The sequence below is a fragment of the Dactylosporangium sp. NPDC000521 genome (assembly GCF_042898305.1).
Classification (GTDB): Bacteria; Actinomycetota; Actinomycetes; order Mycobacteriales; family Micromonosporaceae; genus Dactylosporangium.
Genome location: NZ_JBIAYW010000035.1, coordinates 27,407 through 50,813, shown reverse-complemented (window position 1 = coordinate 50,813; position 23,407 = coordinate 27,407). Strand labels below are relative to the sequence as shown.

The 23,407-nt window shown below is 71.6% G+C and carries 24 protein-coding genes; 12 read left to right on the top strand and 12 right to left on the bottom strand.

Translation table 11 applies throughout. The annotated features are described in order from the left end of the window. Window positions 1–61 precede the first annotated feature (61 nt). Window positions 62–349 carry a hypothetical protein gene (locus tag ACFY3L_RS50940; RefSeq protein WP_389341947.1) on the bottom strand — a complete coding sequence of 96 codons (288 nt, stop codon included), beginning with the start codon at window positions 347–349 and terminating at the stop codon, window positions 62–64. Between the two features lie 134 nt (window positions 350–483). Next, complete coding sequence (locus ACFY3L_RS50935; RefSeq protein ID WP_389341944.1) at window positions 484–1,716, bottom strand: acetyl-CoA hydrolase/transferase family protein; 1,233 nt, start codon at window positions 1,714–1,716, stop codon at window positions 484–486. A 156-nt stretch (window positions 1,717–1,872) separates the two neighbouring features. Between ACFY3L_RS50935 and ACFY3L_RS50930 the strand changes: the two genes are divergently transcribed. Both ACFY3L_RS50930 and ACFY3L_RS50925 read left to right on the top strand, forming a co-directional pair. Further along, window positions 1,873–2,280, top strand: a complete 408-nt coding sequence (locus ACFY3L_RS50930; RefSeq protein ID WP_389341941.1) for a pyridoxamine 5'-phosphate oxidase family protein — start codon at window positions 1,873–1,875, stop codon at window positions 2,278–2,280. A gap of 37 nt (window positions 2,281–2,317) precedes the next feature. Then, window positions 2,318–2,560 carry a hypothetical protein gene (locus tag ACFY3L_RS50925; protein WP_389341938.1) on the top strand — a complete coding sequence of 81 codons (243 nt, stop codon included), beginning with the start codon at window positions 2,318–2,320 and terminating at the stop codon, window positions 2,558–2,560. On the opposite strand, the gene ACFY3L_RS50920 is transcribed toward ACFY3L_RS50925, so the two are convergent. Both ACFY3L_RS50920 and ACFY3L_RS50915 read right to left on the bottom strand, forming a co-directional pair. Beyond that, window positions 2,539–3,141: a hypothetical protein gene (locus tag ACFY3L_RS50920; protein WP_389341935.1), complete on the bottom strand. Its 603-nt coding sequence runs from the start codon at window positions 3,139–3,141 to the stop codon at window positions 2,539–2,541. The two genes, ACFY3L_RS50925 and ACFY3L_RS50920, sit on opposite strands and share 22 nt — an antisense overlap. 449 nt (window positions 3,142–3,590) lie before the next feature. Continuing rightward, on the bottom strand, window positions 3,591–3,890 hold the full coding sequence (locus ACFY3L_RS50915; protein WP_389341932.1) for a hypothetical protein: 300 nt from the start codon (window positions 3,888–3,890) through the stop codon (window positions 3,591–3,593). Between the two features lie 70 nt (window positions 3,891–3,960). Between ACFY3L_RS50915 and ACFY3L_RS50910 the strand changes: the two genes are divergently transcribed. From ACFY3L_RS50910 to ACFY3L_RS50865, 10 genes are all read left to right on the top strand, one after another. Next, window positions 3,961–4,191: a hypothetical protein gene (locus tag ACFY3L_RS50910; protein ID WP_389341929.1), complete on the top strand. Its 231-nt coding sequence runs from the start codon at window positions 3,961–3,963 to the stop codon at window positions 4,189–4,191. A gap of 141 nt (window positions 4,192–4,332) precedes the next feature. Beyond that, the gene (locus ACFY3L_RS50905; protein ID WP_389341926.1) at window positions 4,333–5,943 is read left to right on the top strand and encodes a methyl-accepting chemotaxis protein; all 1,611 of its coding nucleotides are present in this window, start codon (window positions 4,333–4,335) and stop codon (window positions 5,941–5,943) included. A gap of 664 nt (window positions 5,944–6,607) precedes the next feature. After that, window positions 6,608–7,948: a cytochrome P450 gene (locus ACFY3L_RS50900; protein ID WP_389341923.1), complete on the top strand. Its 1,341-nt coding sequence runs from the start codon at window positions 6,608–6,610 to the stop codon at window positions 7,946–7,948. 9 nt (window positions 7,949–7,957) lie between these two features. Next, window positions 7,958–8,854, top strand: coding sequence for a terpene synthase family protein (locus ACFY3L_RS50895; RefSeq protein WP_389341920.1), 897 nt, complete (start codon window positions 7,958–7,960; stop codon window positions 8,852–8,854). Further along, the gene (locus ACFY3L_RS50890) at window positions 8,851–10,482 is read left to right on the top strand and encodes a prenyltransferase/squalene oxidase repeat-containing protein (protein WP_389341917.1); all 1,632 of its coding nucleotides are present in this window, start codon (window positions 8,851–8,853) and stop codon (window positions 10,480–10,482) included. Before ACFY3L_RS50895 ends, ACFY3L_RS50890 begins: the two co-directional genes overlap by 4 nt. Window positions 10,483–10,651: 169 nt before the next feature. Beyond that, a complete protein-coding gene (locus ACFY3L_RS50885; RefSeq protein WP_389342018.1) occupies window positions 10,652–13,066 on the top strand; it encodes a nitrate- and nitrite sensing domain-containing protein in 2,415 nt (804 codons plus the stop codon). A gap of 55 nt (window positions 13,067–13,121) precedes the next feature. Further along, window positions 13,122–13,544 (top strand): roadblock/LC7 domain-containing protein, encoded by a 423-nt coding sequence (locus ACFY3L_RS50880; RefSeq protein ID WP_389341914.1) that lies wholly within the window; start codon window positions 13,122–13,124, stop codon window positions 13,542–13,544. 9 nt (window positions 13,545–13,553) lie between these two features. Next, window positions 13,554–13,931 carry a DUF742 domain-containing protein gene (locus ACFY3L_RS50875; RefSeq protein ID WP_389341911.1) on the top strand — a complete coding sequence of 126 codons (378 nt, stop codon included), beginning with the start codon at window positions 13,554–13,556 and terminating at the stop codon, window positions 13,929–13,931. Next, complete coding sequence (locus ACFY3L_RS50870) at window positions 13,912–14,505, top strand: ATP/GTP-binding protein (RefSeq protein WP_389341908.1); 594 nt, start codon at window positions 13,912–13,914, stop codon at window positions 14,503–14,505. The genes ACFY3L_RS50875 and ACFY3L_RS50870 overlap by 20 nt, the downstream gene beginning before the upstream one ends. Before the next feature lie 419 nt (window positions 14,506–14,924). Further along, the gene (locus ACFY3L_RS50865) at window positions 14,925–15,902 is read left to right on the top strand and encodes an acetylxylan esterase (RefSeq protein WP_389341905.1); all 978 of its coding nucleotides are present in this window, start codon (window positions 14,925–14,927) and stop codon (window positions 15,900–15,902) included. Here the strand turns inward: ACFY3L_RS50865 and ACFY3L_RS50860 are convergent. From ACFY3L_RS50860 to ACFY3L_RS50825, 8 genes are read right to left on the bottom strand one after another with little or no spacing between them, the layout of a single operon-like run. Then, window positions 15,851–16,894 (bottom strand): Gfo/Idh/MocA family protein, encoded by a 1,044-nt coding sequence (locus ACFY3L_RS50860; protein WP_389341902.1) that lies wholly within the window; start codon window positions 16,892–16,894, stop codon window positions 15,851–15,853. The genes ACFY3L_RS50865 and ACFY3L_RS50860 overlap by 52 nt on opposite strands. Next, window positions 16,891–17,967, bottom strand: coding sequence for an alpha-hydroxy acid oxidase (locus ACFY3L_RS50855; protein ID WP_389341899.1), 1,077 nt, complete (start codon window positions 17,965–17,967; stop codon window positions 16,891–16,893). The genes ACFY3L_RS50860 and ACFY3L_RS50855 overlap by 4 nt, the downstream gene beginning before the upstream one ends. After that, complete coding sequence (locus tag ACFY3L_RS50850) at window positions 17,930–18,538, bottom strand: hypothetical protein (protein ID WP_389341896.1); 609 nt, start codon at window positions 18,536–18,538, stop codon at window positions 17,930–17,932. Before ACFY3L_RS50850 ends, ACFY3L_RS50855 begins: the two co-directional genes overlap by 38 nt. Further along, a complete protein-coding gene (locus ACFY3L_RS50845) occupies window positions 18,531–19,523 on the bottom strand; it encodes a Gfo/Idh/MocA family protein (RefSeq protein WP_389341893.1) in 993 nt (330 codons plus the stop codon). The genes ACFY3L_RS50850 and ACFY3L_RS50845 overlap by 8 nt, the downstream gene beginning before the upstream one ends. Continuing rightward, window positions 19,520–20,500 (bottom strand): succinylglutamate desuccinylase/aspartoacylase family protein, encoded by a 981-nt coding sequence (locus ACFY3L_RS50840; RefSeq protein ID WP_389341890.1) that lies wholly within the window; start codon window positions 20,498–20,500, stop codon window positions 19,520–19,522. Before ACFY3L_RS50840 ends, ACFY3L_RS50845 begins: the two co-directional genes overlap by 4 nt. Then, complete coding sequence (locus ACFY3L_RS50835; protein WP_389341887.1) at window positions 20,497–21,495, bottom strand: ABC transporter ATP-binding protein; 999 nt, start codon at window positions 21,493–21,495, stop codon at window positions 20,497–20,499. The genes ACFY3L_RS50840 and ACFY3L_RS50835 overlap by 4 nt, the downstream gene beginning before the upstream one ends. Then, a complete protein-coding gene (locus tag ACFY3L_RS50830) occupies window positions 21,492–22,499 on the bottom strand; it encodes an ABC transporter ATP-binding protein (RefSeq protein ID WP_389341884.1) in 1,008 nt (335 codons plus the stop codon). The genes ACFY3L_RS50835 and ACFY3L_RS50830 overlap by 4 nt, the downstream gene beginning before the upstream one ends. After that, window positions 22,496–23,401, bottom strand: coding sequence for an ABC transporter permease (locus ACFY3L_RS50825; protein ID WP_389341881.1), 906 nt, complete (start codon window positions 23,399–23,401; stop codon window positions 22,496–22,498). The genes ACFY3L_RS50830 and ACFY3L_RS50825 overlap by 4 nt, the downstream gene beginning before the upstream one ends. Window positions 23,402–23,407 lie beyond the last annotated feature (6 nt).

Genomic DNA, 23,407 nt, shown 5'->3' with positions numbered 1-23,407 from the left:
GCGCCCCCTTCTGCGCGGCTCCGACCCGGAGGTCCCGGCACGCCGGGCGGTCCGCCGGCGTTCAGGCGTTCGGTATCTCGACCGGGTGCTCGGCCGCGTCCTGGGCCGCCATGGCGGCCATGGCGGCCCGGTAGGACGCCTGGTCCAGTGCGCCGGCCATCAGGCGGCGGGCCGCGTCGCACTCGGCGCGGCCGCGGCGGCGTTCCTCGCGGGTGGCGAGCCAGATCGCGATCCGCGGCCGGTGCCGCCCGGTGGCCTGTGGGTCGCCGTGGATGGCATGGACGTGCAGGGCGATCAGCGCGACGTAGACAGCGACGATGGACGTGGCCACGAGCATGACTGCCACCACCGGACTCATCCTTTCCATCTTGCGTCGGCTCAGCCGGCCTGTGGGCGATGTGCCCATGAGATCAGCGTCGACCGGTGCGCGCGGACCTGGCAGAGGCAGGTGGATCGGCGAATTCGGGCCGTTGGTCCCGGTCGTCAGCGCAGCGGCAGCCCGAACGCCCGGCCGGCGGTGCGGAGCTCGTCGCGGACGGACGGGTGCGCGGCGCGGTCGACGATCTCCTGCGCCTGCTCGGCCGAGTCGCGCCCCCAGATCGTGGCGGTGCCCTGCTCGGTGACGATGTAGCTGTGCTGGAACGAGGTGACCGGGCCGGACACCAGCGGCACCACCGACGACACGTCGGCCTTCGGATGCCAGGAGCGCAGCGCGATGACGGCGTGGCCGCCGGGGGAGTGCATGGCGCCGACGATGAAGTCGGTCTGGCCGCCGAAGCCGGAGTGTGTACGGTTGCCGACCCTGGTGGCGTTGGCCTGGGCGAACAGGTCGACCTGCAGCGCGCTGTTGACGCTCATCAGGTTGGGGTGCGCGGCGATCGTGCCCGGGTCGTTCGTCTTCTCGGTGCGCAGCATGCGGATCCGCGGGTTGGCGTCGACCCAGTCGTACAACTCGGCCGAACCGAAACAGAAGGAGGCGGTGATCGGCGTGTCCAGGTCGAGGCAGCCCGCCTTCTCCAGGGCGAGGGCGCCGTCGCTGAACATCTCCGACCAGATCCGCAGCCCGCGCCGGTCGAGCAGGGCGTCGAGCGTCGCGTCCGGGATGGCGCCGATGCCGAGCTGCAGCGTCGCGTCCGCCGGCACGAGCGCGGCCACCCGCTCCCCGATGGCCGCCGACACCGCGTCGGGCGCCACGACCGCGTGCGTGGCGAGCGGTTCGTCGGCCTCGAGGAGGTAGTCCACCGCTTCGAGCGGCACGAGCGCGTCGCCGTGGCTGAAGGGCATCGCGGGGTTCGCCTGCGCGACGACGATGCCACCGCGGGCACGGGCCGCCTCGATCGCGGCCGGCAGGACGTTGACCTCCACGCCGAGGCTGACCGCACCGCCGCGCGGCCGGGACGTGTGCAGCAGCACCACGTCTGGCGCGAGCCGCTGCCGGAGCAGGTGCGGCACCAGCGACAGCCGGCACGGGAAGTAGTGCAGCCGCGGGTGGGCACGCATCCCCGGCCCGAGGAACGCGGACTCGTAGACGACGCCGTCGCGGTCCGGCAGGCCGTGCTGGGCGTTGAGCATGAACAGCCGGAACTCCGCGACGGCCGCGTCGGCGACGGACAGCAGGCGGCGCGGGGCGGCGTAGTTGCCGCTGGCGACGATCCGCGGGGTGCCCGGCAGCGCGCCGAGGATCCGCGCGAGCTCCGGTTCGGTCACTGTTCGCATGCCGCGCTCCTTCGTATCGCTTCCGTGGATCACGCTAGGCGCGGGCGGAAGCGCGCGGCAGGGCCGGCGGGCGGTGCCGCGCAGGGCAGAAGGTCCCGCCGGGAACAGGTCCAACGGCCCTGGCCGGGGAGTGCCGGCACGGGGGACAGTGCGGGGATGGTGTCGATGCGAGCCCTGAGCCGTGACCGCTGCCTGGAGCTGCTGGCGTCGGTGGCCGTAGGCCGGGTGGTCTTCAGCATGCGCGCGCTCCCGGCGATCCGGCCGGTCAACCACCTCGTCGACGGCGACTCCGTCGTGATCCGCAGCAACCTGGGCGGTGCCCTGGCCTCCACGGCGACACAGGGCGGCGGGGTCGTCGTGGCGTACGAGGCGGACGTCCTCGACCCGGACACCCACACCGGCTGGACGGTGGTCGTCACCGGCACCGCGAGGCTCGTCCTCGACCCGGCCCGCCAGGCCGGCTACGAGCGGCTCCTGCACCCCTGGGTGGACGAGGAGATGAACTGCGTCGTCACCATCGACTGCGACCTCGTCACCGGCTACGAGCTGTGCCGAGCCGCCTGAGCCGCTTCAGGCCAGCAGAGCGGCCAGGAGCAGGACGGTGGCCGGCGATCTCGATCAGGCCGACCTGCTTCGGGCTCAGGCGGCGCTTCGGCAGCAGGATCGCGCGGGCCGGCAGGAGGGCGAACACGGGCTCGCCGCGCGGTACGGCACCGAGCTCATCGCGGTGCGGTACGAGCAGCCCACCGGCCGCGGCCGGCTGCAGCCGTTGCCCAGCGCGCAACGGCGTTCCGGGTTGATGCGCCGGCCCTGGTCGAGTCGTCACAGGTCCGATGCGCGTTGAAAGGCCCGATGCAGCAGGACGGTAACGGCCGCGCCGAGCAGCCAACTCGCGACGAAGCCGACGGTCAGCGGCCACGGCGGCGGCGTCCGCCACCAGTGATAGCCCGCGGACAACCCGGCGGCGACGAGTGCCAGGAACCCGACGCCCTCGAACGCCAGCCGGGTGGCATGCACGACGTTCCAGCCGGTAATGCTGAACCAACCGCGCGCGGTGGGAGCGGCGAGCGCCGTGGTCCGCCAGGACTCCCACTGGATGTGGCCCGCCAGCCGATCGGCCAGTGATTCCCGAAGATATCGACGAATCAGCTTGATATGGAAGTCGTGCAGGATGTACCGGCTGCCCAGAAGGTAGGACGACAGCGGGACGAGCAACAACAGCGCAAGATTCGACGGCGCTGAGATCGCGACGCTGGCAATCGCGCCCGCAGACGCCAACTGCAGGGCGAAGACGCTCCATTGAGCGGTCGCGCGCCGTTCGATCTCGGCCTGGAGCGCTGCGTACTCAGCCAGCATGATCTGGGAGCGGACTGCAGGATCGACGTCGCCGACCCGGTCGACGTTGTCACCCTCGGACTCCTCCATCCCACAAGGTTCCCATGCCATGCCTGGACCACACGAGACGGCCGTAGGCATGGACACCGTGCTACTGGGCGATCGGGTGACGAGAGCGGAGGGACGAGAGATAGTTACTGAGCGGCCTCCCGGAACAGGCCACTCATCGGCTTCTCCGTGCACTACCAGAGCGCATGATCGGCGGCCAACGACTACTGAGCTCGCGCGGCACGATCGTGACCCAGGAGTAGCCGCGCAGGTAGCGGCGGCACTCGTTGACCGCGTACTCGCGGTACCGGGCGGCGAACGGGACTGTCCTGCCTGGACGGAGAGGAACGCGGTCGCCGGCGGGGTCACCTCCGCTCGACAACTGAACAAGACACTCGAGATGCCGCCGGGCGCCGGGCCCGGGCGGCACGAATGCTGCTGCCGACCGGCGCAAGCGATCGGCAGCAGCGGTGCACGCACGGATGCAATGGTCAGGCGATCGGAGCCTGTTGCAATGCTTCCGCGAGCGCCTCGGCGTTCTTCTTGTCCACCCGCGGGAAGCTGAGCGCCACACCATCGCCCGGGGTGCCGAACGACAGGCGCAGCAAGCTCACGATTCCCATCTTGACCTCGACCAGCGCGAGCTGTTCCCGGGGCACCTCGCCGAGGACGTTCTTGCCGGGGCCACCCAGGAACGTCTGCGACAGGAAGATCAGTCGGTGGTTGGTGAGGACGACGAACTGCTTGCCGGTCGAAGCCAACGCCGCGCCCAGCAACCCTCCGCCCTCCACGCCAATATCATGAGAAGGTCCAGGCGGCAGTAACGCGGTGTGCACGATATCGGACCAGGGCGGTGACGGCATGGTCACCTTCGGCGAATGGTTTCTGCTCGCCGAAGGTGACGTGCTCTCCTACGTCAAGGACGTGGCCGCACTGCGCTTGTTCGATGAATTCGGCATGCTGCTGTGGGACCTCCCGGACGATCAGTTCCGCATCGACCCGATGCGGAATGCGGATCGCTTCGGTTGCTCCTATCGCATGTTCATCAAGCGAGCCACGCTCGAGGCGCACCAACGCGGTACGCCTTCGTAGCCGAAACTGATCAGGACGTTTGCCGCAATGCCCGCCGTCGGTCCGTCTGCTGTCAGCACCGCAGATCTGTCGCTGGTGAAGGTTCAGATTCCCCGGCCGGGTGCCGATGCTGCGGGTGGACTCTGAGCGCGGGGAGCGAGCATGCGGTGGAGCATCGGTCGTCGGTTGGCGATGCTGGGGGCGTTGGGTGCCGTGGCGACGGTGGTGGTCGGCGGAATCGGGTTCGTGCAGGCTGGGCGGGCGGCGACGCAGTCGGCGGCGGCGTTGTCGGTGGCGGAGACCCGGGCGGCGGTGCTGGATGCGCAGCACACGGTGGCTGTGGTCTACGCGGATGCGAACATTCTGGCCCGTGGCGGCGACGCGGCCGGGCGGCAGGCCGCGCTGGACGAGTTGCGCGAGCATGCGGGTGAGCTGCGTGAGCATGCCGACGCGCTGCGCTCGGCGCGGGTGGACACTGCGACGGATGAGCAGCTGCGCAGGGCGTTCTTGCCGGCGATCGACCAGGTGCTCGACACCGCGTCCGCGATCGCTGAGGCCGGTGGGGTGGTTGATGCGGCGATGCTGGACCGGGTCAACGGGCAGTGGGCGACGTTCGACGAGGCCAGTGATCGGCTGGGCGAGGTGATCAACGCGGCGGCTGGGCGGGAGAGCGCGGCTGCCCAGAACCGGTCGCGGCAGACCCGGATCAGTATCCTGCTGGTCGCGGTGCTGGCGGTGGTGACGGTGGCGGCGGCCACGATGGTCGTGGCCCGGGTGATCGGCGGGTCGGTGACCCGCACGAAGCGGATGCTGCAGCAGGTCGCCGCCGGTGACTTCACCGGTGTGTTGCCGGTGCGCGGCGGCGACGATCTGGCCGAGATGGGCGTGGCGGTCAACCGCACGATCGATCGAGTCGGCACGGTTCTGCACCGCGTGGTCGGAGAGGCCGAGCGGCTGCAGCACGCCTCGGGCCGGCTCACGGCGGTCAGTGACGCGTTGACCGACCGTGCCGCACACGTCGCCGCTGAGGCCGGCAGCGCCCAGGAACGCGTGGATGAGGTGAGCGAGGGGGTGCGGTCGGTGGGTGCGGGCAGCGACCGGCTGCAGTCGGCGATTGCGGAGATCACCCGCAGCGCGCAGGACGCCACCGGAATCGTCGGCGAGGCTGTCACGCACGCGGAACGGGTGACCGCCACGATCACCGAGCTCGGGGAGTCCTCGGCGCGGATCGGTGAGGTAGCCCGGGTTATCACCGCGATTGCCGAGCAGACGAACCTTCTCGCGCTCAACGCCACCATTGAGGCGGCTCGGGCCGGGGAGCAGGGCAAAGGCTTCGCGGTCGTCGCCGGGGAGGTCAAGGAGTTGGCGAACCAGACCGCGCAGGCTACCGAGGTCATCGGCCAGCGCTTGGCCGCGATCCAGCGCGACAGCGCCGGCGCGGCCGACGCGCTCGCGTTGGTCGCGGGCACGATCGAACGCATCGCCGCGTCGCAGCATGCCATCACTGCGGCTGTGGATGAGCAGGCTGGTATCCGGGATCAGATCCGCGGTGATGCCGGGCGGGCGAGCGACGGCACTGCCGAGGCCAGGAACCGCATCGCCCGCGTGCGGCAGGCGTCTGACGCGACGAGCACCGCGGCGGCCGACACGCAGGCAGCCGCGGCGGATCTGGCCGGGATGGCCACCGGGCTACGCGATGCGGTCAGCGGGTTCCGGCTGCCCGCCGCGCGCCAGGCCGACACGACAGCGCAGGAGCACCTCGGCGCCGTGTGACACCTGCAGCCGCCGGTTCGCATCGTCCGCCGTGCGAATGGGCGGCCGAGCGTTCCGCGCCGATCGGTTCGGCCCTTGGTACACCCGGTGCGGCACGCTTGTGCGGCTCTGGTCGGCGCGCTGGCGAGGGCTCGCCGGCGTCCGCGTCAGTGCCGGGAACGACGCAGCCCGGTTCCGCCAAGGGTCGGTGACCGTCGCGGCGGCAGTGTTCCAGCCGCGCGGTTCGGTGACGTCAAACGGCGGCAGCCGAGGGCGTGCTGCTCAACCTGGTCCCCGCCACCGAGGTCCGCCTCGTCTTCCACTGCGGCTTCACAAACCGCCGCCTCGGCCGCGCCATCGATGCTCCCCGGATGAGTCCGTGCCTGGTTGCCTGAGGCGACCCGCGAGGTTCGCACGCCGCCACATGGGGGTCGGGCCTGCCGCCTGGAACTGCGAACTCGCGGTAACCACCGCTGATTACGCTGCGCCACCGGTCGTGTGAGAACTCATAAAGCAGAGGAATATGTATACATATGACATTTCTCCTAGTACCGCAGCGGGCTGGGGTGAGATCATTGCGGCGAACCAGAACGTGCGTACTGCTTGAACACCCGGGTTCCGCGAGCCCGGCTGGGGGTGTTTGTTGTCAGCCATTCAGGACGTCAGGGTCGGCACGGCCAACTCCGTGCCGTTGCGCCGCGCGCTGCCACGGCTTGTCCGCAGTCCTCTCGACGCGTTGGTCGGCTTTGCTGACGAGGCCGGCGGCGAGATCGTGCGGTTGAGTTTCGGCACGTTCCGTCCGTACCTGGTGGCGCATCCCGAGCATCTGCAGCACGTGCTGCGGGACAACGCCGCCAACTACGTGCGTGACGGCAAGGGCCTGCTCTGGCGGCCGGTACGCCGGGCGGTCGGGGAGGCGATCCTCGTCGTGGAGGGGCCGCGGTGGGAGTCGAGCCGGGGGGTCCTGCAACCGCTGTTCACGGCGAAACGGGTTGAGACGCTGGTCGACGGGATGGCCGCCGCGATCGGCGAGGCGGTCGACGTGCTGGACGAGCCGGCCAGGACGGGACAGGCGGTCGACGCCAACGACGCACTGTCCCGGATCGTCTGTCAAGCCACGATGCGGGTGCTCTTCGCCGACAAGATCTCCGTTCCGGACGCGGTGCGGGTTGTCGCCGCATTGGGCACGATCGCGACGGCGATGGTGCCTCGGCTGCTTGTGCCGTTCATGCCCTACGCGATTCCGATGCCGGGCGATCGCGCGTTCCGCGACGCTGTCCAGACCATCGACGACGTGGTGCTCCCGATCATCCGCGAGACCATGCGCCAGCCGAGCGACAGCCAGGACATCATTTCCACCTTGTGCCGGCCGCGCAGCGTCGACGGTCAGGAGATCTCTGAGCGGCAGATCCGCGATGACGTCGTGGCGATGATCTCGACGTCGACCGAGACCACCATCGCGGTGCTGTCCTGGTTGTGGCCGGTGCTCGAGCGGTATCCCGACGTGGCGACCCGGCTCAACGGCGAGATCGACCGGGTGGTCGGCGCAGGCCAGATCCAGCGATCGCACGTAGCTGAGCTTCAGTACACCCGGATGGTTCTGGACGAGCTCCTGCGCATGTACCCGGCCGGCTGGATGATCCCGCGCACGGCCGTGGCGAGCGAGACCCTGGGCCGAACGCGGATCCCGAGCGGCGCGACGATCCTCGTCAGCCCGTACGTCACCCAACGGATGGCGGCGTTCTGGGAGGATCCGGAGATCTTCGATCCGGAGCGGTTCGCTCCCACCGCGCCACGGCGTCAGCACCGGTACTCGTACTTCCCCTTCGGCGGCGGCCCGCACCAGTGTCTGGGCCAGTACCTGTTCCTGCTGGAAGCGCCACTGATCATTGCCACCCTCCTGAGCCGGTTCCGGATCCGGTTGCGCGGCGCCGCCGACCTCACCCCGCGGATGGGTGCCTCGCTCCGGCCACAGCAGAGCGCACAGTTGACGCTGGTACCAGTCGACCGTTCCCGCGCGCGCTGAGGAGTGCGGATGCGCACACCGCTCACCAGCCACGACGAAATCCTGGTGGGCTCGGAGCACGGCAGGATCTGCGCACTGGCGGCCGCCGGCCAGCGTGATCTGCAGGAGCGCGCCGCCGCGCACCACGAACTGTTCGCGGCCAAGCCGTTCGACCCGACCCTATTCAGCGCTGTCGCTCATGCCACCGCGTTCGGCGCGCCGTGGTGCACGGTCGAGCAGCTGCGGGTCGCCAACCGGGCGTCGCTGTGGGTCTTCGCGGCGGACTGGTTGATCGACTCCCAGGCGACATCGCGGGACGAGGTGGCCTCCATCGTCGCCGATTGCCGCGCCGTCGCGGACGGCGCCGTACCTACGGCCGCCAGCCCGCTCGGGCGGTTCCTGGGCGAGATCCGGGACGCCTTGGCGGCGGCACCCTCGTTCCGGACCGGGCGTCAGCGCTGGCGCGAGGAGGTCGAACGGATGTTGGCGGCCATGGCCCAGGAATGGGAGTGGAAGTCCGCCCTCGCCGGCGGGACGGCCGGGCCGACATTCGACGAGTACCTCGACAACGCCGACAACACCGGACTGTCGTTCGTCAACGTCTCGCACTGGCTGTTCACCGGTGACCGGTCCTGCCTGGAACAGCTCGGCGAGCTCACCATGGCCGGCCGCGAGGCGCAGCGCGTGCTGCGCCTCGTCAACGACCTGGCCACACACGAACGCGATGCGGTCTGGGGGGACCTCAACGCTCTCATGCTCACCGACCACGCCGACGTGTCCCGGCGGATCACCATGCTCGTTGAGCGCTGCCATGACCTGCTGCGCCCATTGGAGCCGACCTGTCCCCAGCAAGCCGTCTATCTGGCGCGACAGATCGGGTTCACCAGCGGCTTCTACCAGGTCACAGATTTCTGGGGTGGCACATGACGATCGAGGACGCCGACCAGCGCGTAACGCCGCGCGCGATGACGGACATCGATATCGCTGTCTCGGCGCACGACCTGATCGCCCAGCTGACGGCCAAACCCTGGGGACAGGTCGGCCCATCGGTGTATGAGACCGCACGACTCGTGACCGCAGCTTCATGGCTGACCGGGCACGACCGGCGGGTGCGGTACCTGCTGGACAACCAGCGGCCGGACGGTGGCTGGGGGCCTCCGGAGGCGTACGCGCTCGTCCCGACATTGAGCGCGACCGAGGCCCTGCTCCATACGCTTCGCCGCCGTGACGCTGGTGCACCAAGCGGTGCCAGCGAGGCGGAGTTGGCTGGCGCGGCCGATCGAGGGTTGCGGGCACTGTTCGGCTGGCTGCAGCACGGCGCGCTCTCCGTTCCGGACACCCCGGCGATCGACGTCATCGTGCCGGCCCTTGTCGCCTCCATCAACGAGCACCTTGACGAGGTCCGCGACGCGCCGATCAGGGGACTGGACGCGTGCTCGGGCGATCGCCGCCTTGGCCTGCCCCCGGGCATGAACGCGAGACGCCTCGCCGCGGTCCGGCAGCAGCTGGCGGCCGGGGCCCAACTGCCGGCAAAGCTGCGGCATTTCCTGGAGGTACTGGGGACCGGGGTGCAAGGCGCGCCCAGCATGCGCCCCGGATCGCCGGGCGCGGTCGGCGCCTCGCCGGCGGCCACCGCTGCGTGGCTCGGAGGTCCGGCAGCGGCGGAATCGGCAGGGCCGGCGAGGGAGTTCCTGGAAGACGTCGCCGGCTGGCACGACGGGCCGGTACCGTGCCCGGTCCCGATCACGGTGTTCGAGCGCGCCTGGGTGCTCAGTTCGCTGGCGCGCGCCGGTGTGCCGCTCACCGTGCCGCTGGCGTTGCTCGACGAGCTTTCCGCGACCGTGGAGCCGTCCGGCATCGCTGCCGGCGCTGGACTGCCCGCCGACGCAGACACCAGCTCGGTGACGCTGTACGCGCTCGGCAAGCTCGGCCGGCTGGTTGCTCCGGACAGCCTGTGGGCGTTCGAGACGGAGGCCGGCTTTTGCACCTGGCCGGGTGAGGACGGCTTCTCAGTCACCACCAATGCCCATGTACTGGATGCTTTCGGGCAGCACATGATCAATTGGGCCGATGCGTCACCGCGCCATCTCGCGGTGCTGGACAAGCTGTCGGCAACACTGCCGGGTGAGCAGCAGGCGGACGGATCGTGGCGCGACCGGTGGCACGCCTCGCCGTACTACGCGACGGTCTGCTGCGCGGTCGCGCTCGATCAGTTCGGCCGCGGGCCAGCGGCGGTCGAGGCGGTCGCCGCGGCCGTGGACTGGGTCCTGGCGACGCAGCGGCCCGACGGGTCGTGGGGCCGGTGGTCCGGCACCGCGGAGGAAACGGCGTACGCCATGCAGGTGCTGCTGACCACGGGCAATCCCGCACGCCGCGCGATCGGCGAGGCCGTGGGGCAGGGTTACGCGTTTCTCGCAGAGGCCTTCGACCGGCAGGCCGACCCCCCACTGTGGTACGGCAAGGAACTCTATCTGCCCACGGCGATCGTCCGCGCCGCGGTGCTCGCCGCGCTGTACTCGACCCAGCGCAAGATCAATCTCGGTGGCGTTTGGTAGTGCCCTGCGCCGGTAGCAACAAACAGCGGCTGACCAGCCAAGCTTGAGGGAGCCGTTTATCGCTGTTACGGTGCCCGATGTCTACAAGGTCGCAAGTTTGCAACATGATTAACTTTTTGTAAATTAGCCGATGACTTTCTTGCTTTCCGTGCCCGCGGTGGATGGTGTAATGCGTTCTCGCAGTACGAATTTGCGTGCGAAAATTACTGCGCTACTGGTTTCGCTGGCTGCCCTGTGGGCGTTCGCGGCCTGGGTGACCCTGCGAGAGGGTTTGAACCTGTTCTGGGTTCAGGCCCACAACAGTGGCATCTACCAGCCGAGCGAACCCCTGCTGAGAGACCTGCAGTCCGAGCGTCGGCTCTCCACGGCCTATCTCGGCGCCCCCGGCGACCAACAGCGCCAGGCCCTGGCCGCCGGACGGCAGCAGACCGAGCAGGCCGGCGCAGCGTTCAAGACCTCGGTGCAGAGCTGGCAGGCCAACCCATCGGGGGATGCGGAGCTGCAACGGGCAGTCGACAAGGTCATCGCCGGCCTGGACGGACTGGCCACTGTGCGAGCCTCGATCGACGCACGCACTATTGACCGTGCTGCGGCGTCGACCGCGTTCACCGAGCTGGTCGACTCCCTCTTCGAGGTCTACGACTCGCTGGGCGGCTTGGACGACAAGGACATCGCCGACGACGCAGCCGCACTGATCCAGCTCAACCGGACCTGGGAGCTGATCTCCCAAGAAGACGCCCTATTGACCGGCTCCATCGCCGCCGGCCGTATGACGGCCGACGATCACGCGCAATTCGTCAAAATCGTCGGCGCGCAACGGTTCCTCGCCAGCGATACCACGGCCAGACTCTCAAGCGCTGACCAGGCCCGGTACAGCCAGATGGTCAGCGGCAAGAACTTCACGGCGTTCCGCGCCGTGGAGGACCGCGTCATTGCCGACACACGGGCGGGCGTCAAGCCGCCGACGAGCAACGACGAATGGCGCGCCGTGGTCGACCCCGCCCTGGCTGACCTGCACGACGTCGTGGTGACCGGCGGTAAGGACATCGTGGCGCGCTCCACGCCAGTCGCGGTCTGGGTCCTCATCCGTCTGGTGCTCGCTGCCGGCCTCGGGCTCGCTACGGTCATCGCGTCGATCATCGTCTCAATCACCACCGCCCGCCGGATCGTGCGGCAGTTGGAGCGTCTGCGCGACGCGGCGCGGGGGCTCGCCGATGAGCGTCTGCCGAGCGTGGTGGACCGTCTCAGCCGCGGCGAGGTGGTCGACGTCAAGGCCGAGGCGCCGCCGCTGGAGTTCGGCGACGACGAGATCGGCCAAGTGGGTCATGCGTTCAACGCGGTGCAGGAGACCGCGATCCATGCCGCGGTCGAGCAGGCCGACCTGCGCCGCAGCGTCCGTGACGTCTTCCTGAGTATCGCCCGCCGGTCTCAGTCGCTGGTCCACCGCCAGCTCACCCTGCTCGACGGCATGGAGCGGCGGGAGGGCGACGCGGTCAAGCTCGACGAGCTGTTCCGCGTAGACCACCTCGCCACCCGTATGCGGCGCAACGCGGAGAACCTCATCGTGCTGGCCGGGTCGAGCCCGGGCCGCGTCTGGCGGCGCACAGTCCCGATGGTCGACATCGTCCGCGGCGCCATCGCGGAGGTCGAGGACTACGCGCGGGTCACGGTGTACCCGTTCGGACCGGTCGAGCTGGCCGGCCGGGCGGTCAGCGACGTGATCCACCTGCTCGCCGAACTGGTCGAGAACGCGCTGTCGTTCTCGCCGCCGCACACCGAGGTCCACATCAAGGGCCAGCTGGTCGGCGCCGGCTACGTGCTGGAGGTCGAGGACCGGGGCCTGGGCATCGCGCCCGACGAGCTCGCCGAGCTGAACCAGCGCATCGCCAGCCACCCCGAGTTCACCCTGAGCAGCGCCGCGCGGCTGGGGCTGTTCGTGGTGAGCCGGCTCGCCGAGCGGCACGGGATCCGGGTCCAGCTCAAGGAGTCGGCGTACGGCGGGACGACGGCCGTCGTGCTGATCCCGAAGCACCTGCTGGGCGAGGGCACCGTCGACGGCGAGGCCAGCGGCATCCCGGCGTCGAGCCCGCGCGCATCGGCGGCGGTCAGTGGTACGCACCAACTGGAGGGATCTGATGTTGCCTTCGTACCGCCAACGAGTGAACGCAGGTCGGTCGCTCTTGCCGAGCCGCCCCCAGTGCGCGGTCTGGACCTCGCCGCGGCGATGAGCGTGATGCCGATGCCGGAACCGCAGGAGCCGCCCGCCGCTAGGAACGGTGCCCAGCCGGGAGCCTCCGCCGACCCGGGGGGCACGTTCACCCAGGGTGGCCTGCCTGTTCGGATGCGCCAGGCAAACCTCGCGGCAGGGCTGCGGGACAGCGACCCCATCGCAGACGGGCCGGCGCCGGCGAAGGAGCCGCTGCGGTCGCCCGAGCAGGTGCTCAGCCGGATCTCCTCCTACCAACAGGGCAGCCGCCTGGGCCGCGCCGACGCGCCCCGCCACTCGGCCGGCGACATCGACCCACCTACACCCCTTCCGACCCGCGCTGCGTCTGACGGCAACGACGAACAGCCGACGACGTGAACAGACCGACGCGGACCGAACTCGCCCACCGCGGGCATGACACAAGGGGAAACCTGTGGTTCTGAAGACGGCGGCGAACGCCGACCTGACCTGGCTATTAGACGACTTCGTGACGCGGATCGACCACGCGGAGCACGCGATCGTGCTGTCGGTGGACGGCCTGCTCAAGGCATCATCGCAAGCGCTCGGCCAGGACGACGCGGAGCATCTGTGCGCGATCGCGGCGGGCATCCAGAGCCTGGCCCGGGCCGCGGGCAAGCGGTTCAACGGCGGGCCCCTGCAGCAGACGATCGTCGAGATGCAGGAGTCCTCACTGCTGGTCACGGCGGCGGGTGACGGCTCGTGCCTGGCGGTCCTCGCGGCGGCGAACGGCGACCTGGGCGTCATCGCCTACGAGATGGCGATGCTCGTCACCCGCGTCGGGAAGTACCTCGGCTCGCCACCGCGAACAGACGATCCGGCCGGAAAGGTGGGGTGACGCGTCACGATGAGCGCCCCCGAAGAACCAGTGGAGACGTGGGTCGACGACTACGCCGGCCCGGTCGTGCGCCCATATGCGATGACCCGTGGACGGACCCAACCGGTGCGGGGCACGTTTGACCGCATCGCTCTGGTCACGGCCATGGTAACCACGACGGCGCCCGAGGTCGGGCTGGAGCCCGAGCACCTGTCGATTATCAGGCTGTGCCAGCAGCCGACGTCGGTGTCCGAGCTGGCCGCCTATCTCGACCTGCCGCTCGGCACCATCCGCGTCATGCTCGGCGACCTGCTCGACCGATTCCTTGTCCAGGTTTCTGAGCCAGCCGGGACTCGTCCCGACATCGACATCATAGAGGCGGCGATCAATGGCCTACGGGCACTCTGACGGGGTACCCACTGCGATCAAGATCCTCATCGCGGGCGGGTTCGGCGTCGGCAAGACCACGATGGTCGGTGCGGTGAGCGAGACCGGCCCGCTCCGCACCGAGGAGGTCCTCACCGAGGCGAGCACCGGCGTTGACAGCCTCAGCGGCGTGGAGGCGAAGTCGACCACGACGGTGGCGCTGGACTTCGGTCGAATCACCATCAACGAGCAACTCGTGCTGTACGTGTTCGGCACGCCGGGCCAGGACCGGTTCTGGTTCATCTGGGACGAGCTCGCGCTGGGCGCGACGGGCGCGGTCGTGCTGGCCGACACCCGCCGGCTCGCCGACTGCTTCCCGTCGGTGGACTACTTCGAGCAGCGCGGCACACCCTTCGTCATCGCGGTGAACTGCTTCGAGGGCGCCCCTACCTACGAGCTGCACGAGATCAAGCAGGCGCTGAACCTCGAGACCGACGTGCCGATCATCCTCTGCGACGCCCGGCAGCGGCAATCAGGCAAAGACGTGCTGATCACACTGCTGCAGCACGCCGGCAGCACCCAGACCAGAGGAGCGGCAGTGCGCGCCAACGCGTGACGCACAACCAGCCTGAACGCCCAGCCACCCAGCGCCCACGCCACCTTCGCCGAGGGGCTGACCCTGCACCTGCCGACAAGTGCGTCCGTGCTGGTCGGCGGGTATTCCACCAGACGAGTGCGATCTTGGTTGTCGGGTCTCCCGCGGCCTGCTTGCTCTCGCCGTTGGTGACTGCGCGGCGGCACCAACTCACCGTGCTGCGCCGCCAGCTCGGCGGGCAGTGGATCCAGCTCGACGGCATGGCGGAGCGCTGCATCTGTCCAGATCAACCACAGTGACGGGGTTTGGAACCCTGCAGGCCGGGGCCGCGCTCAACACTCGCGGCGAGTGGGCCGCCCCTTGACGCGCCATCAGCGCGGGCGGCAAGATCGCAGACAGAAATGGAAAGAGCGTTTCAGCTAGTGGAACGAGGTCTGGCGATGGTCATGTTCGACATGCCGCTGAGCGAGCTGCGCGAGTACCGGCCCGACCGGGTCGAGCCGTCGGACTTCGACGAGTTCTGGGCGCGGACGCTCGCCGAGGCACGGCGGCACGACATCGCCGCCGAGTTCGCCGCCGCCGACTCGGGGCTGCGGACCGTCGATGTGTTCGACGTGCGCTTCGCCGGCTGGAACGGGGAGCGGGTCGCGGCATGGCTGCTGATGCCCCGGCACATCGACGGACCCGTCCCGGCCGTCGTCGAGTACGTCGGCTACGGCAGCGGGCGCAGCCTCGCCCACCAGCGGCTGTTCATGAGCGCGGCCGGCTTCGCCCACCTCGTCATGGACAGCCGCGGGCAGGGCTCGGCGTGGCGGCCCGGCGTCACGCCCGACCCCGACCCGGCACCGCAGACCGGGCAGTACCCCGGCTTCATGACCCGCGGCATCGACGACCCGGAGCGGTACTACTACCGGCGCATCATGACCGACGCCGCCCGCGCCGTCGAGGCCGTCCGCGCCCACCCTGGCGTCGACCGGCAGCGGGTCGCCGTCTACGGGCGCAGCCAGGGCGGCGGGCTCGCGCTGGCCGCCGGCGCACTCGTCCCCGACGTCGCCGCCATCGTCGCCGACGTGCCGTTCCTGTGCCACTATCGGCGGGCCACCGAGATCACCGACAAGACGCCGTACGCGGAGATCGCCCAGTACCTCAAGGCCCGCCGCACCGACCTCGAACGGGTCTTCGAGACGCTGAGCTACTTCGACGGCGTCAACTTCGCCGCGCGGGCCACGGCGCCCGGCCAGTTCGGGGTCGGGCTCATGGACGACGTCTGCCCGCCCTCGACCGTGTTCGCCGCGTACAACCACTACGCGGGGCCGAAAGACATCTGCGTGTGGCCGTACAACGGGCACGAGGGCGGCGAGGTCTTTCAGGAGTCCGACACGCTGACGTTCCTCAACGAGACGCTCGCGCCGCGCTGAGCGGACCGCTCGGCGCCGTAGAGCATTCGCGTGGTCAGCAGGCCGTCCGAACCCGTCACCGCCGGCGGACGGCCCTGCTCGACCGCCTCGAGCAGGTCGCCGAGCTGCGCGGCGTACGCACCGAGCCGGACCGGATCGCGCGGGTTCGTCGCGTCGAAGTCCGGCTGGCGGGTCACCGTGCTCCACGACCCGTCGCGGGCCAGGCGCAGGGCGCCGTACGCGTCGAACTCGATCATCCCCGTCTCGCCGACGACGAGGAACTGCAGGCCGCCGCCCAGTCCCGGCGGCGGGATGTCGTAGCTCATCCACACCTGGGCCATCGCGCCGCCGGTCAGGCCGTAGGTCACCATCGCGCTGCGCATCGGCGGCGGCTGGGACGAGAACTCCCCGAACAGCGCGAACACCACCTCCGCCTCGGCGCCGCTGAGCCAGCGCAGCAGGTCGCAGGCGTGCGCGCCCCAGGAGGCGTAGGCGGTCTGCTGCGCCGGGTCGAGCTTCCACGCGTCGCGCGTCTTGGCGGTGTCCCAGAAGCCGACCTCGGGGCCGAGTGCCCGCAGCATCGTCACGCGCCCGATCGCGCCCTCCTCGACGAGCCGCCGGGCGGTGGCGGGCACGTGCCGGAACCGCTGCTGCGACACCACCGCCAGCCGCACGCCGGCCTCGTCGCAGGCCGCCACCATCTCGGCGCACTCCCGCGGATCCTGCGCCATCGGCTTCTCGACCAGCACGTGCTTGCCCGCTCGGGCGGCGGCGACGACCTGGTCGCGGTGCGCGGCCGGCGGGCTGGCCACGACGACGACGTCGACCGCGGGATCCGCCAGCAGCTGCGGTACCGCGGGAAAGAGCCGGCACCCGAACTCGACCGCCACCTCCGGCGCCCGCGTCCCGCCCGCGACCCCGGCCAGCCGCGCGCCCGGCAGGCAGGTGGCGGCCACCGCCGACCAGGTGCGCCCCATGAACCCGGATCCGACGACCCCGACCCCGATGCTCATCGCACCAGCTCCTTCGTGACGCCGGCGAGGCCGGCCGCGCCGCACATGGCCATCGCGGTCTCCAACTCGTCGCGCAGCATCAGCAGTACCGCGCTGACCCCCGCCGGACCGTCCACGGCCAGGCCCCACAGGACGGGCCGGCCGATCAGCACCGCCCGTGCGCCCAGCGCCAGCGCCTTGAGCACGTCCGTGCCGCGGCGGAACCCGCCGTCGACGTAGACCTCGGCGCGGTCGCCGACGGCGGCGACCACCTCCGGCAGCGCCTCGATCGGCGGCACGGCGGTGTCCAGCTGCCGGCCGCCGTGGTCGGAGACGATGACGGCGGCCGCGCCGGCGGCGACCGCCAGGGTCGCGTCCGCGCCGGCGAGGACGCCCTTGGCGACCACCGGCAGCGACGTGCGCTCCGCCAGCCAGGACACGTAGGACCAGGTCGCGGAGCGGTCCAGCAGGCCGTCGAAGCGTTTGCGCATCGCGGCGCCGGTGACGTCCCACTCGGCGCGCGGGACGGCGGCGGCCGGGAAGTTCGGCGAGGGCGGGGTCGACCAGCGGTTGCGGATGTTGCGCTCCCGCTTCGCCATCACCTTGTGATCGACGGTGAGGCAGATGGCGCTGTACCCCGAGGTCTCCGCCCGCCGCAGCAGCTGCACGGCGAGGTCGCGGTCGCGCAGCAGGGGCAGGTGCATCCAGCGCGGTCCTGGGGCCGCGGCGGCGATCTCCTCGAGGGGGTACGTGGAGCCGGAGCTGACCACCATGACGGTGCCGGTGTCCGCGGCGCCGCGGGCGGTGGCCAGTTCCCCGTCGGGGTGCGCGATGCCGTGGTCGCCGGAGGGTGCGACGAGGATCGGGGCCGGCACCGGGTGGCCGAGCACCGTGGTGGACGGGTCGCAGGTCGTGATATCGGTCATGACGCGCGGCCGGAGCCGGATCGCGTCGAGCGCCCGGCGCGGCAGGCCCAGGCTCACCTCGGCGTCGGCGCCGCCGGCGATGTAGTCGTACGCGGCCGGGTCCAGCAGCTCCCGGGCGCGGGTCTCATAGTCATCGAGGTTGACCAGGTCGTTGACGGTGTTCGTCATGGGGTGCCTCCTGCGGCACGGCGACCGGCTGCCCGGTCGCGATCGACTGGTGGGCCGCGGCGGTCGTGTCGGCGGCGATCGCCGCGTCGTGCAGGGTGTAGTCCGGGGAGCCGCCGGCGGCCGTCTCGGCGGGCGCGGCCCCGATGGGCAGCAGGCGCATGCCGTCCGGGCCGTGGCGGCGCACGGCCGGGGCGGCGAGGTCGATCTCGGTGTGGGCGTGGGAGCCGATCAGGCGCGCCGTGATCGAGGACAGGCCGGGCGCGTCGGCCACCACGAGGGAGGCGACGACGCCGTGGGTCATCAGCAGCGAGGCGACGAGGCCGGTGGCGGTGCCCTCGGCGTACACCTCGATCGGCTCGCAGCCGGTGAGGGCGCGGGCCAGGTCGACGGCGTCGCCGAGGGTGCCGTTCAGGCACTCGACGTTCACGCTGCGCGGAAGGCCGAGGTGGCCCGCGTCGACCCACGCGCGGGCACGGCGGACGGGCGGGGCGAGGGCGGGCGTCACGTCGGCGCGGACGCGTCCGAGCGCGGCGGCGAGCGCCTCGGCGCGATCCGGCATCGGGTCAGGCATCCAGCGTCACCTCCATCGGGGCGCCGGCCTCCAGGGAGCGCTGGGCGGCCAGGGCGGTGGCGAGCGCGGCCCGGGACTGGTCGAGGGTGATGAGCGGCGCGGCGCGGCCGGCGAAGACGTCCGCGGTGTGGACGGCCTGGTGGTAGAGCGCGTCGGCGACCGAGGCGGGCGGGGGAGTGAAGGGCGTGCCGCCGAGGGCCGCGTCGGCGGCGGTGTGGTGAGTGAGGGTGCCGGTCTCGCCGGTGAGCGTCATACGGCGCAGCATCTCGCCGGGGCGGCGCAGGCCGTACGACAGCTCGGCGAGGGCCACGGCGCCGCCCGCGAAGCGGACCGTGACGTGGAAGCTGTCCGGCGTCGGCATGCCGGGCGCGTGGGTGCACCAGCCACGGGTGAAGACCCGCTCCGGCCGGGCGCCGAGCAGAGCGATGGCGAGGTCGAGCGGGTGCATGCCGTTGTGGACGAGGTGCCCGCCGGACGCAGCCGGGTCCAGCTGCCAGCTGTTCCAGCCGCCGGGCCAGACGTGGCCGACGTACCAGGCCAGGTGCAGCAGGCGCGGGGTGCCGACCTCGCCGGCGGCGGCCGCGGCGGCCAGGGTGCGCACGGCGGGCTGGAACCGGGTCGTCTGGCCGACCATCACCCGCACGCCGGCCGTGCGGGCCGCGGCGATGACGGCGTCGAAGGCGGCGAGGCGGCGCGCCGGGGGCTTCTCGATGACGACGTGCTTGCCGGCGGCGATGGCGGCCAGGGCCCGGGCGGGGTGGTCGCCGGTGCGGCCGCAGACGATGACGCCGGTGACCGCCGGGTCGGCGAGCGCGTCGCCGAGGTCGGTGCCGGCCCGGCAGCCGGGCGCGAGGGCGGCGATCCGCCGGGCCCGGCCGAGGTCGGTGCCGACGACGTGGGTGACCTCGACGCCGCCGATCCGGGCAAAGGCGGACACGTGGTCGGCGGCGATCGCGCCGGAGCCGAGGACGGCGACCCCGATCATCCCAGCACCGCCCGCGCGTAGACGGCATCGGACGGCCGACCGAGCACCGGCGGGCGGGCCGGGGCGACGCCGACGACCGGCGTGCCCGCGGCGACGACCGCGGAGCGCTGCAGCGTGGCCACGTGCCCCGCCTCGGGCGCGGCGACGACGGCGAGCTCGCGGCCGCGCGGGTCGAGCACGCTGCCGACCCGCTGGCCGCGCTCGACCCGGTCGAGGAGCGCGACCTCGGGCAGGAACAGGCCCGCGACCGGTGTGACGGTGAAGCTGTCGGTGTCGCCGTCACCGTGCAGCCACAGGCCCGGCCGGACGGGCGGGGCGTCGGCGGCGAGCATGCCGAGGTGTGCGAGGACGTTGCGTACGCCGCCGGTGTAGCCGTCCAGCCGGGCCCGGTCCAGCACGCCGCCGCTGGGCGACTCGACGTAGATCGCCGGGATGCCGAGCTCCCGCGCCAGGGTCAGGGTCCGGCCGGGGCCGAGGCTGCCGTGCGTCCACACGATGCCCGCGCCGAACGCGACGGCGAGCTCGACGCCCGTCGTCGCGGCCGGTCCGCCGTCGTCGAGGCCGCCGGCGAAGAACGGCATGTCGGTCGCCGGGGTCGAGGTGTGCAGGTCGACGAGCACGTCGCTGCCGCGGATGAGCCGGTCGCCGACGAGCGCGGCGAGCCGCTGCGTCGGGGTGCCGGCCGGGTCGCCGGGGAACGACCGGGCCAGGTTGCCGCCGTCCGCGGGCCCGGTGCGGCTGTCGGCCTCGAAGGCCGCCTCGTGCGTCACCGGCACCACCCGCAGCCGCCCGGCCCGCAGGTCCAGCGGGCCGGTGGTGAGCCGTCCGGCGCCGACGATCCCGCCGACCTCGTTGCCGTGCACGCCGCCGAGCACCAGCACCGACGGCCCGTCGCGGCCGCTGTCCAGCTCGTGGACGGTGACACCCGGACCGCCATCACCGGCCGTCAGTCGCTCGCTGCTCCATTGCGCGGTCATGGGGTCACCACCGCCTCCTCCTCGGCGAAGTGGCACGCCGAGGACGCCCCGGACGGGGTACGGATCTGCAGGAGCGGGCGCTGCGACGCGCAGCGGTCCTCGGCCTTCCAGCAGCGGGTGCGGAACGGGCAGCCGCTCGGCGGGTCGGCCGGGTTGGGCACGTCGCCGGTGAGCAGCCGGCGCCGGCCGGGGTCGCGCAGCCGCGGGTCCGGGACCGGCACGGCGGACAGCAGCGCCTGCGTGTACGGGTGGGACGGGCGGGTGAAGACCGTGTCGGCGTCGCCGTACTCGACGATGTGGCCGAGGTACATCACCGCGACGCGGTGCGCGAGGTGGCGCACCACCGCGAGGTCGTGGGCGATGAACAGGTACGCGACGCCGAGCTCGCGCTGCAGCCGGGCCAGCAGGTTGACGACCTGGGCCTGGATGGACACGTCGAGCGCGGAGACCGGCTCGTCGAGGATGAGCAGCTTCGGCTCCAGAGCGAGCGCGCGAGCGATGCCGACGCGCTGGCGCTGGCCGCCGGAGAACTCGTGCGGGTACCGCGTGATCGCCTCGGCCGGCAGCCCGACGAGGTCGAAGAGCTCCAGTACCCGGTGCCGGCGGCGGTTGCGGTCGCCGATGCCGTGGATGGCCAGCGGCTCCGCGACGATCTCGCCCACCGGCATCCGGGCCGGCAGCGACGCGTACGGGTCCTGGAACACGTACTGCAGGTCGCGCCGCACGGCCCGCAGCGCCCCGGTCCCGAGCCCTCCCAGGTCCCGCCCGTCGAACGTGACCCGCCCTGCGGTCGGGGCGTGGAAGCGCATGATCGTGCGGCCGACGGTCGACTTGCCGCAGCCGGACTCGCCGACCAGGGCCAGGGTCTGCCCGGCCTCGACGGCGAACGAGACACCGTTGACCGCGTGCACGGTGCCGCGCCGGCGCTGCAGCACGCCGCCGCGGATCGGGAAGTGCTTCACCAGGCCGTCCACGGACAGCAGGGGGGCGCTCACGCCTCCACCTCCACGGCCTCGTCGTGGAAATGGCACGCGACCTGATGACCGGGGCTGTGCTCGGGGCCGGTCTCGACGAGCTGCGGACGGGTGAGGCAGGCCTCGCGGCCGTGGCTGCGGGTGCAGCGGGGCCGGAAGGCGCACCCGTCCGGCAGCCGCTGCGGGTTCGGCGGCTGCCCGCCGATCGCCGGCAACTCCTCGACGCGGTGGTACAGCTTCGGCAGGCTCTGCAGCAGCGCCCGGGTGTACGGGTGGCGGCTGTCGTGGAAGGCGGCGTCGACGTCGGCGGTCTCCACGACGCGGCCGGCGTACATCACGATGACCCGCTGCGTCATCTCCGCGATGACCCCGAGATCGTGGGTGATCATCATGAGGGCGGCTCCCGTCTCCTGCTGCACGCGCCGGAGCAGGTCGAGGATCTGCGCCTGGATCGTGACGTCCAGGGCGGTGGTCGGCTCGTCGGCGATGATGAGCCGGGGCCGGTTGGCCATCGCGATGGCGATCATCGCCCGCTGCCGCATCCCGCCGGAGAACTCGTGGGGGTACTGCTTCGCCCGGTTCTTCGGGTTGGGGATGCCGACCTCGGCGAGCAGTTCGACCGCGCGCTCGGCCGCCGCCCGCCGCCCCATGCCCGGGTTGTGCTGGCGCAACCCCTCGCTGACCTGGGTGCCGACGGTCATCACCGGGTTGAGCGCGGTCATCGGGTCCTGGAAGACTAGGCCGATCTCCTTGCCGCGCACCTTCTGCAGCTCCCGATCGCGCATCGCGACGAGGTCCCGGCCGGCGAAGTGGGCGTGCCCGGCGACGACCCGGCCGGCCGAGGGCAGCAGGCCGAGCGCGGACATGACCGTGACGCTCTTGCCCGAGCCCGACTCGCCGACGATGCCGACCGTCTCGCCGGGATGGATGTCGAAGCTGACCCCGTTGACGGCGCGCACCACCCCGCCGTGGACGCGGAACTCGGTGACCAGGTCGGTCACCCGCAGCAGCGGCTCCCCGCTCATCGGCCTCTCCTGGGGTCGGCGGCGTCGCGCAGCCCGTCGCCGACGAAGTTGACGGCGAGCACGGTCAGGGCGATCGCGATGCCCGGCGGCAGCCACAGCCACGGCATCGTCTCGAGGATGGTCAGCGACTGGGCGTCGTTGAGCATGTTGCCCCAGCTCGCGGTCGGGGGCGGCACGCCCAGACCGAGGAAGGACACGGTGGCCTCCAGCAGGATCGCCTGGGCCACGGCGAGGGTGGCCACGACGGTGAGCGGCGCGATCACCACGGGCACCACGTGCCGGCGCAGGATGCGGGCCGGGCCGGCGCCGAGCCCGGCCACCGCGACGAGGGAGTCCTGCTCGCGCAGCGACAGGGTCAGACCGCGCACGATCCGGAACGGCGTCGGCCAGCCGAACAGACCGATGGACAGGACGAGCATCGGCAGGCTCGGGCCGACGAACGCGGCCACCACGATGATGACGATGAGGCTGGGGAAGGCGAGCACGACGTCGGCGAAGCGGCTGAGGATGCCGTCGACCCAGCGGCCGAAGTAGCCGGCGACCGCGCCGAGCGTGAGCCCGATGATCGTCGCGACCAGCGCCGAGCTGAGCCCGACGAGCAGCGAGATCCGGCCGCCGACGAGCAGCCGGGCGAGCACGTCGCGGCCGGCGGAGTCGGTGCCGAGCGGGTGGCCGTCGCCGGGCGGCCGGCGGATCGCGGTCGGCACGACCTGGTTGGGGTCGGTGCCGAGGAACCAGGGCAGGACGATCGCGGCGAAGGCGAACAGGACGAGCATGACCAGCCCGGCCACGGCGAGGCGGTGCCGGAAGAACCGGCGGGCGGCGAGCCGTCCCGGGGAGACAGTCCCGGCGGCCGCGGGCGCGGCGGCCGGGAGGGCCGGCGGGATGTCGGTGGTAGCCATCGGTAC

What these genes read in the sequence shown, in the direction of transcription:
- ACFY3L_RS50825 (WP_389341881.1), bottom strand. Translation starts at nt 23,401, where the DNA reads ATGGCTACCACCGACATCCCGCCGGCCCTCCCGGCCGCCGCGCCCGCG.
- ACFY3L_RS50875 (WP_389341911.1), top strand. Translation starts at nt 13,554, where the DNA reads ATGAGCGCCCCCGAAGAACCAGTGGAGACGTGGGTCGACGACTACGCC.
- ACFY3L_RS50845 (WP_389341893.1), bottom strand. Translation starts at nt 19,523, where the DNA reads ATGATCGGGGTCGCCGTCCTCGGCTCCGGCGCGATCGCCGCCGACCAC.
- ACFY3L_RS50850 (WP_389341896.1), bottom strand. Translation starts at nt 18,538, where the DNA reads ATGCCTGACCCGATGCCGGATCGCGCCGAGGCGCTCGCCGCCGCGCTC.
- ACFY3L_RS50885 (WP_389342018.1), top strand. Translation starts at nt 10,652, where the DNA reads ATGCGTTCTCGCAGTACGAATTTGCGTGCGAAAATTACTGCGCTACTG.
- ACFY3L_RS50865 (WP_389341905.1), top strand. Translation starts at nt 14,925, where the DNA reads ATGGTCATGTTCGACATGCCGCTGAGCGAGCTGCGCGAGTACCGGCCC.
- ACFY3L_RS50890 (WP_389341917.1), top strand. Translation starts at nt 8,851, where the DNA reads ATGACGATCGAGGACGCCGACCAGCGCGTAACGCCGCGCGCGATGACG.
- ACFY3L_RS50905 (WP_389341926.1), top strand. Translation starts at nt 4,333, where the DNA reads ATGCGGTGGAGCATCGGTCGTCGGTTGGCGATGCTGGGGGCGTTGGGT.
- ACFY3L_RS50830 (WP_389341884.1), bottom strand. Translation starts at nt 22,499, where the DNA reads ATGAGCGGGGAGCCGCTGCTGCGGGTGACCGACCTGGTCACCGAGTTC.
- ACFY3L_RS50935 (WP_389341944.1), bottom strand. Translation starts at nt 1,716, where the DNA reads ATGCGAACAGTGACCGAACCGGAGCTCGCGCGGATCCTCGGCGCGCTG.
- ACFY3L_RS50895 (WP_389341920.1), top strand. Translation starts at nt 7,958, where the DNA reads ATGCGCACACCGCTCACCAGCCACGACGAAATCCTGGTGGGCTCGGAG.
- ACFY3L_RS50855 (WP_389341899.1), bottom strand. Translation starts at nt 17,967, where the DNA reads ATGACGAACACCGTCAACGACCTGGTCAACCTCGATGACTATGAGACC.
- ACFY3L_RS50860 (WP_389341902.1), bottom strand. Translation starts at nt 16,894, where the DNA reads ATGAGCATCGGGGTCGGGGTCGTCGGATCCGGGTTCATGGGGCGCACC.
- ACFY3L_RS50920 (WP_389341935.1), bottom strand. Translation starts at nt 3,141, where the DNA reads ATGGAGGAGTCCGAGGGTGACAACGTCGACCGGGTCGGCGACGTCGAT.
- ACFY3L_RS50930 (WP_389341941.1), top strand. Translation starts at nt 1,873, where the DNA reads ATGGTGTCGATGCGAGCCCTGAGCCGTGACCGCTGCCTGGAGCTGCTG.
- ACFY3L_RS50840 (WP_389341890.1), bottom strand. Translation starts at nt 20,500, where the DNA reads ATGACCGCGCAATGGAGCAGCGAGCGACTGACGGCCGGTGATGGCGGT.
- ACFY3L_RS50870 (WP_389341908.1), top strand. Translation starts at nt 13,912, where the DNA reads ATGGCCTACGGGCACTCTGACGGGGTACCCACTGCGATCAAGATCCTC.
- ACFY3L_RS50910 (WP_389341929.1), top strand. Translation starts at nt 3,961, where the DNA reads ATGGTCACCTTCGGCGAATGGTTTCTGCTCGCCGAAGGTGACGTGCTC.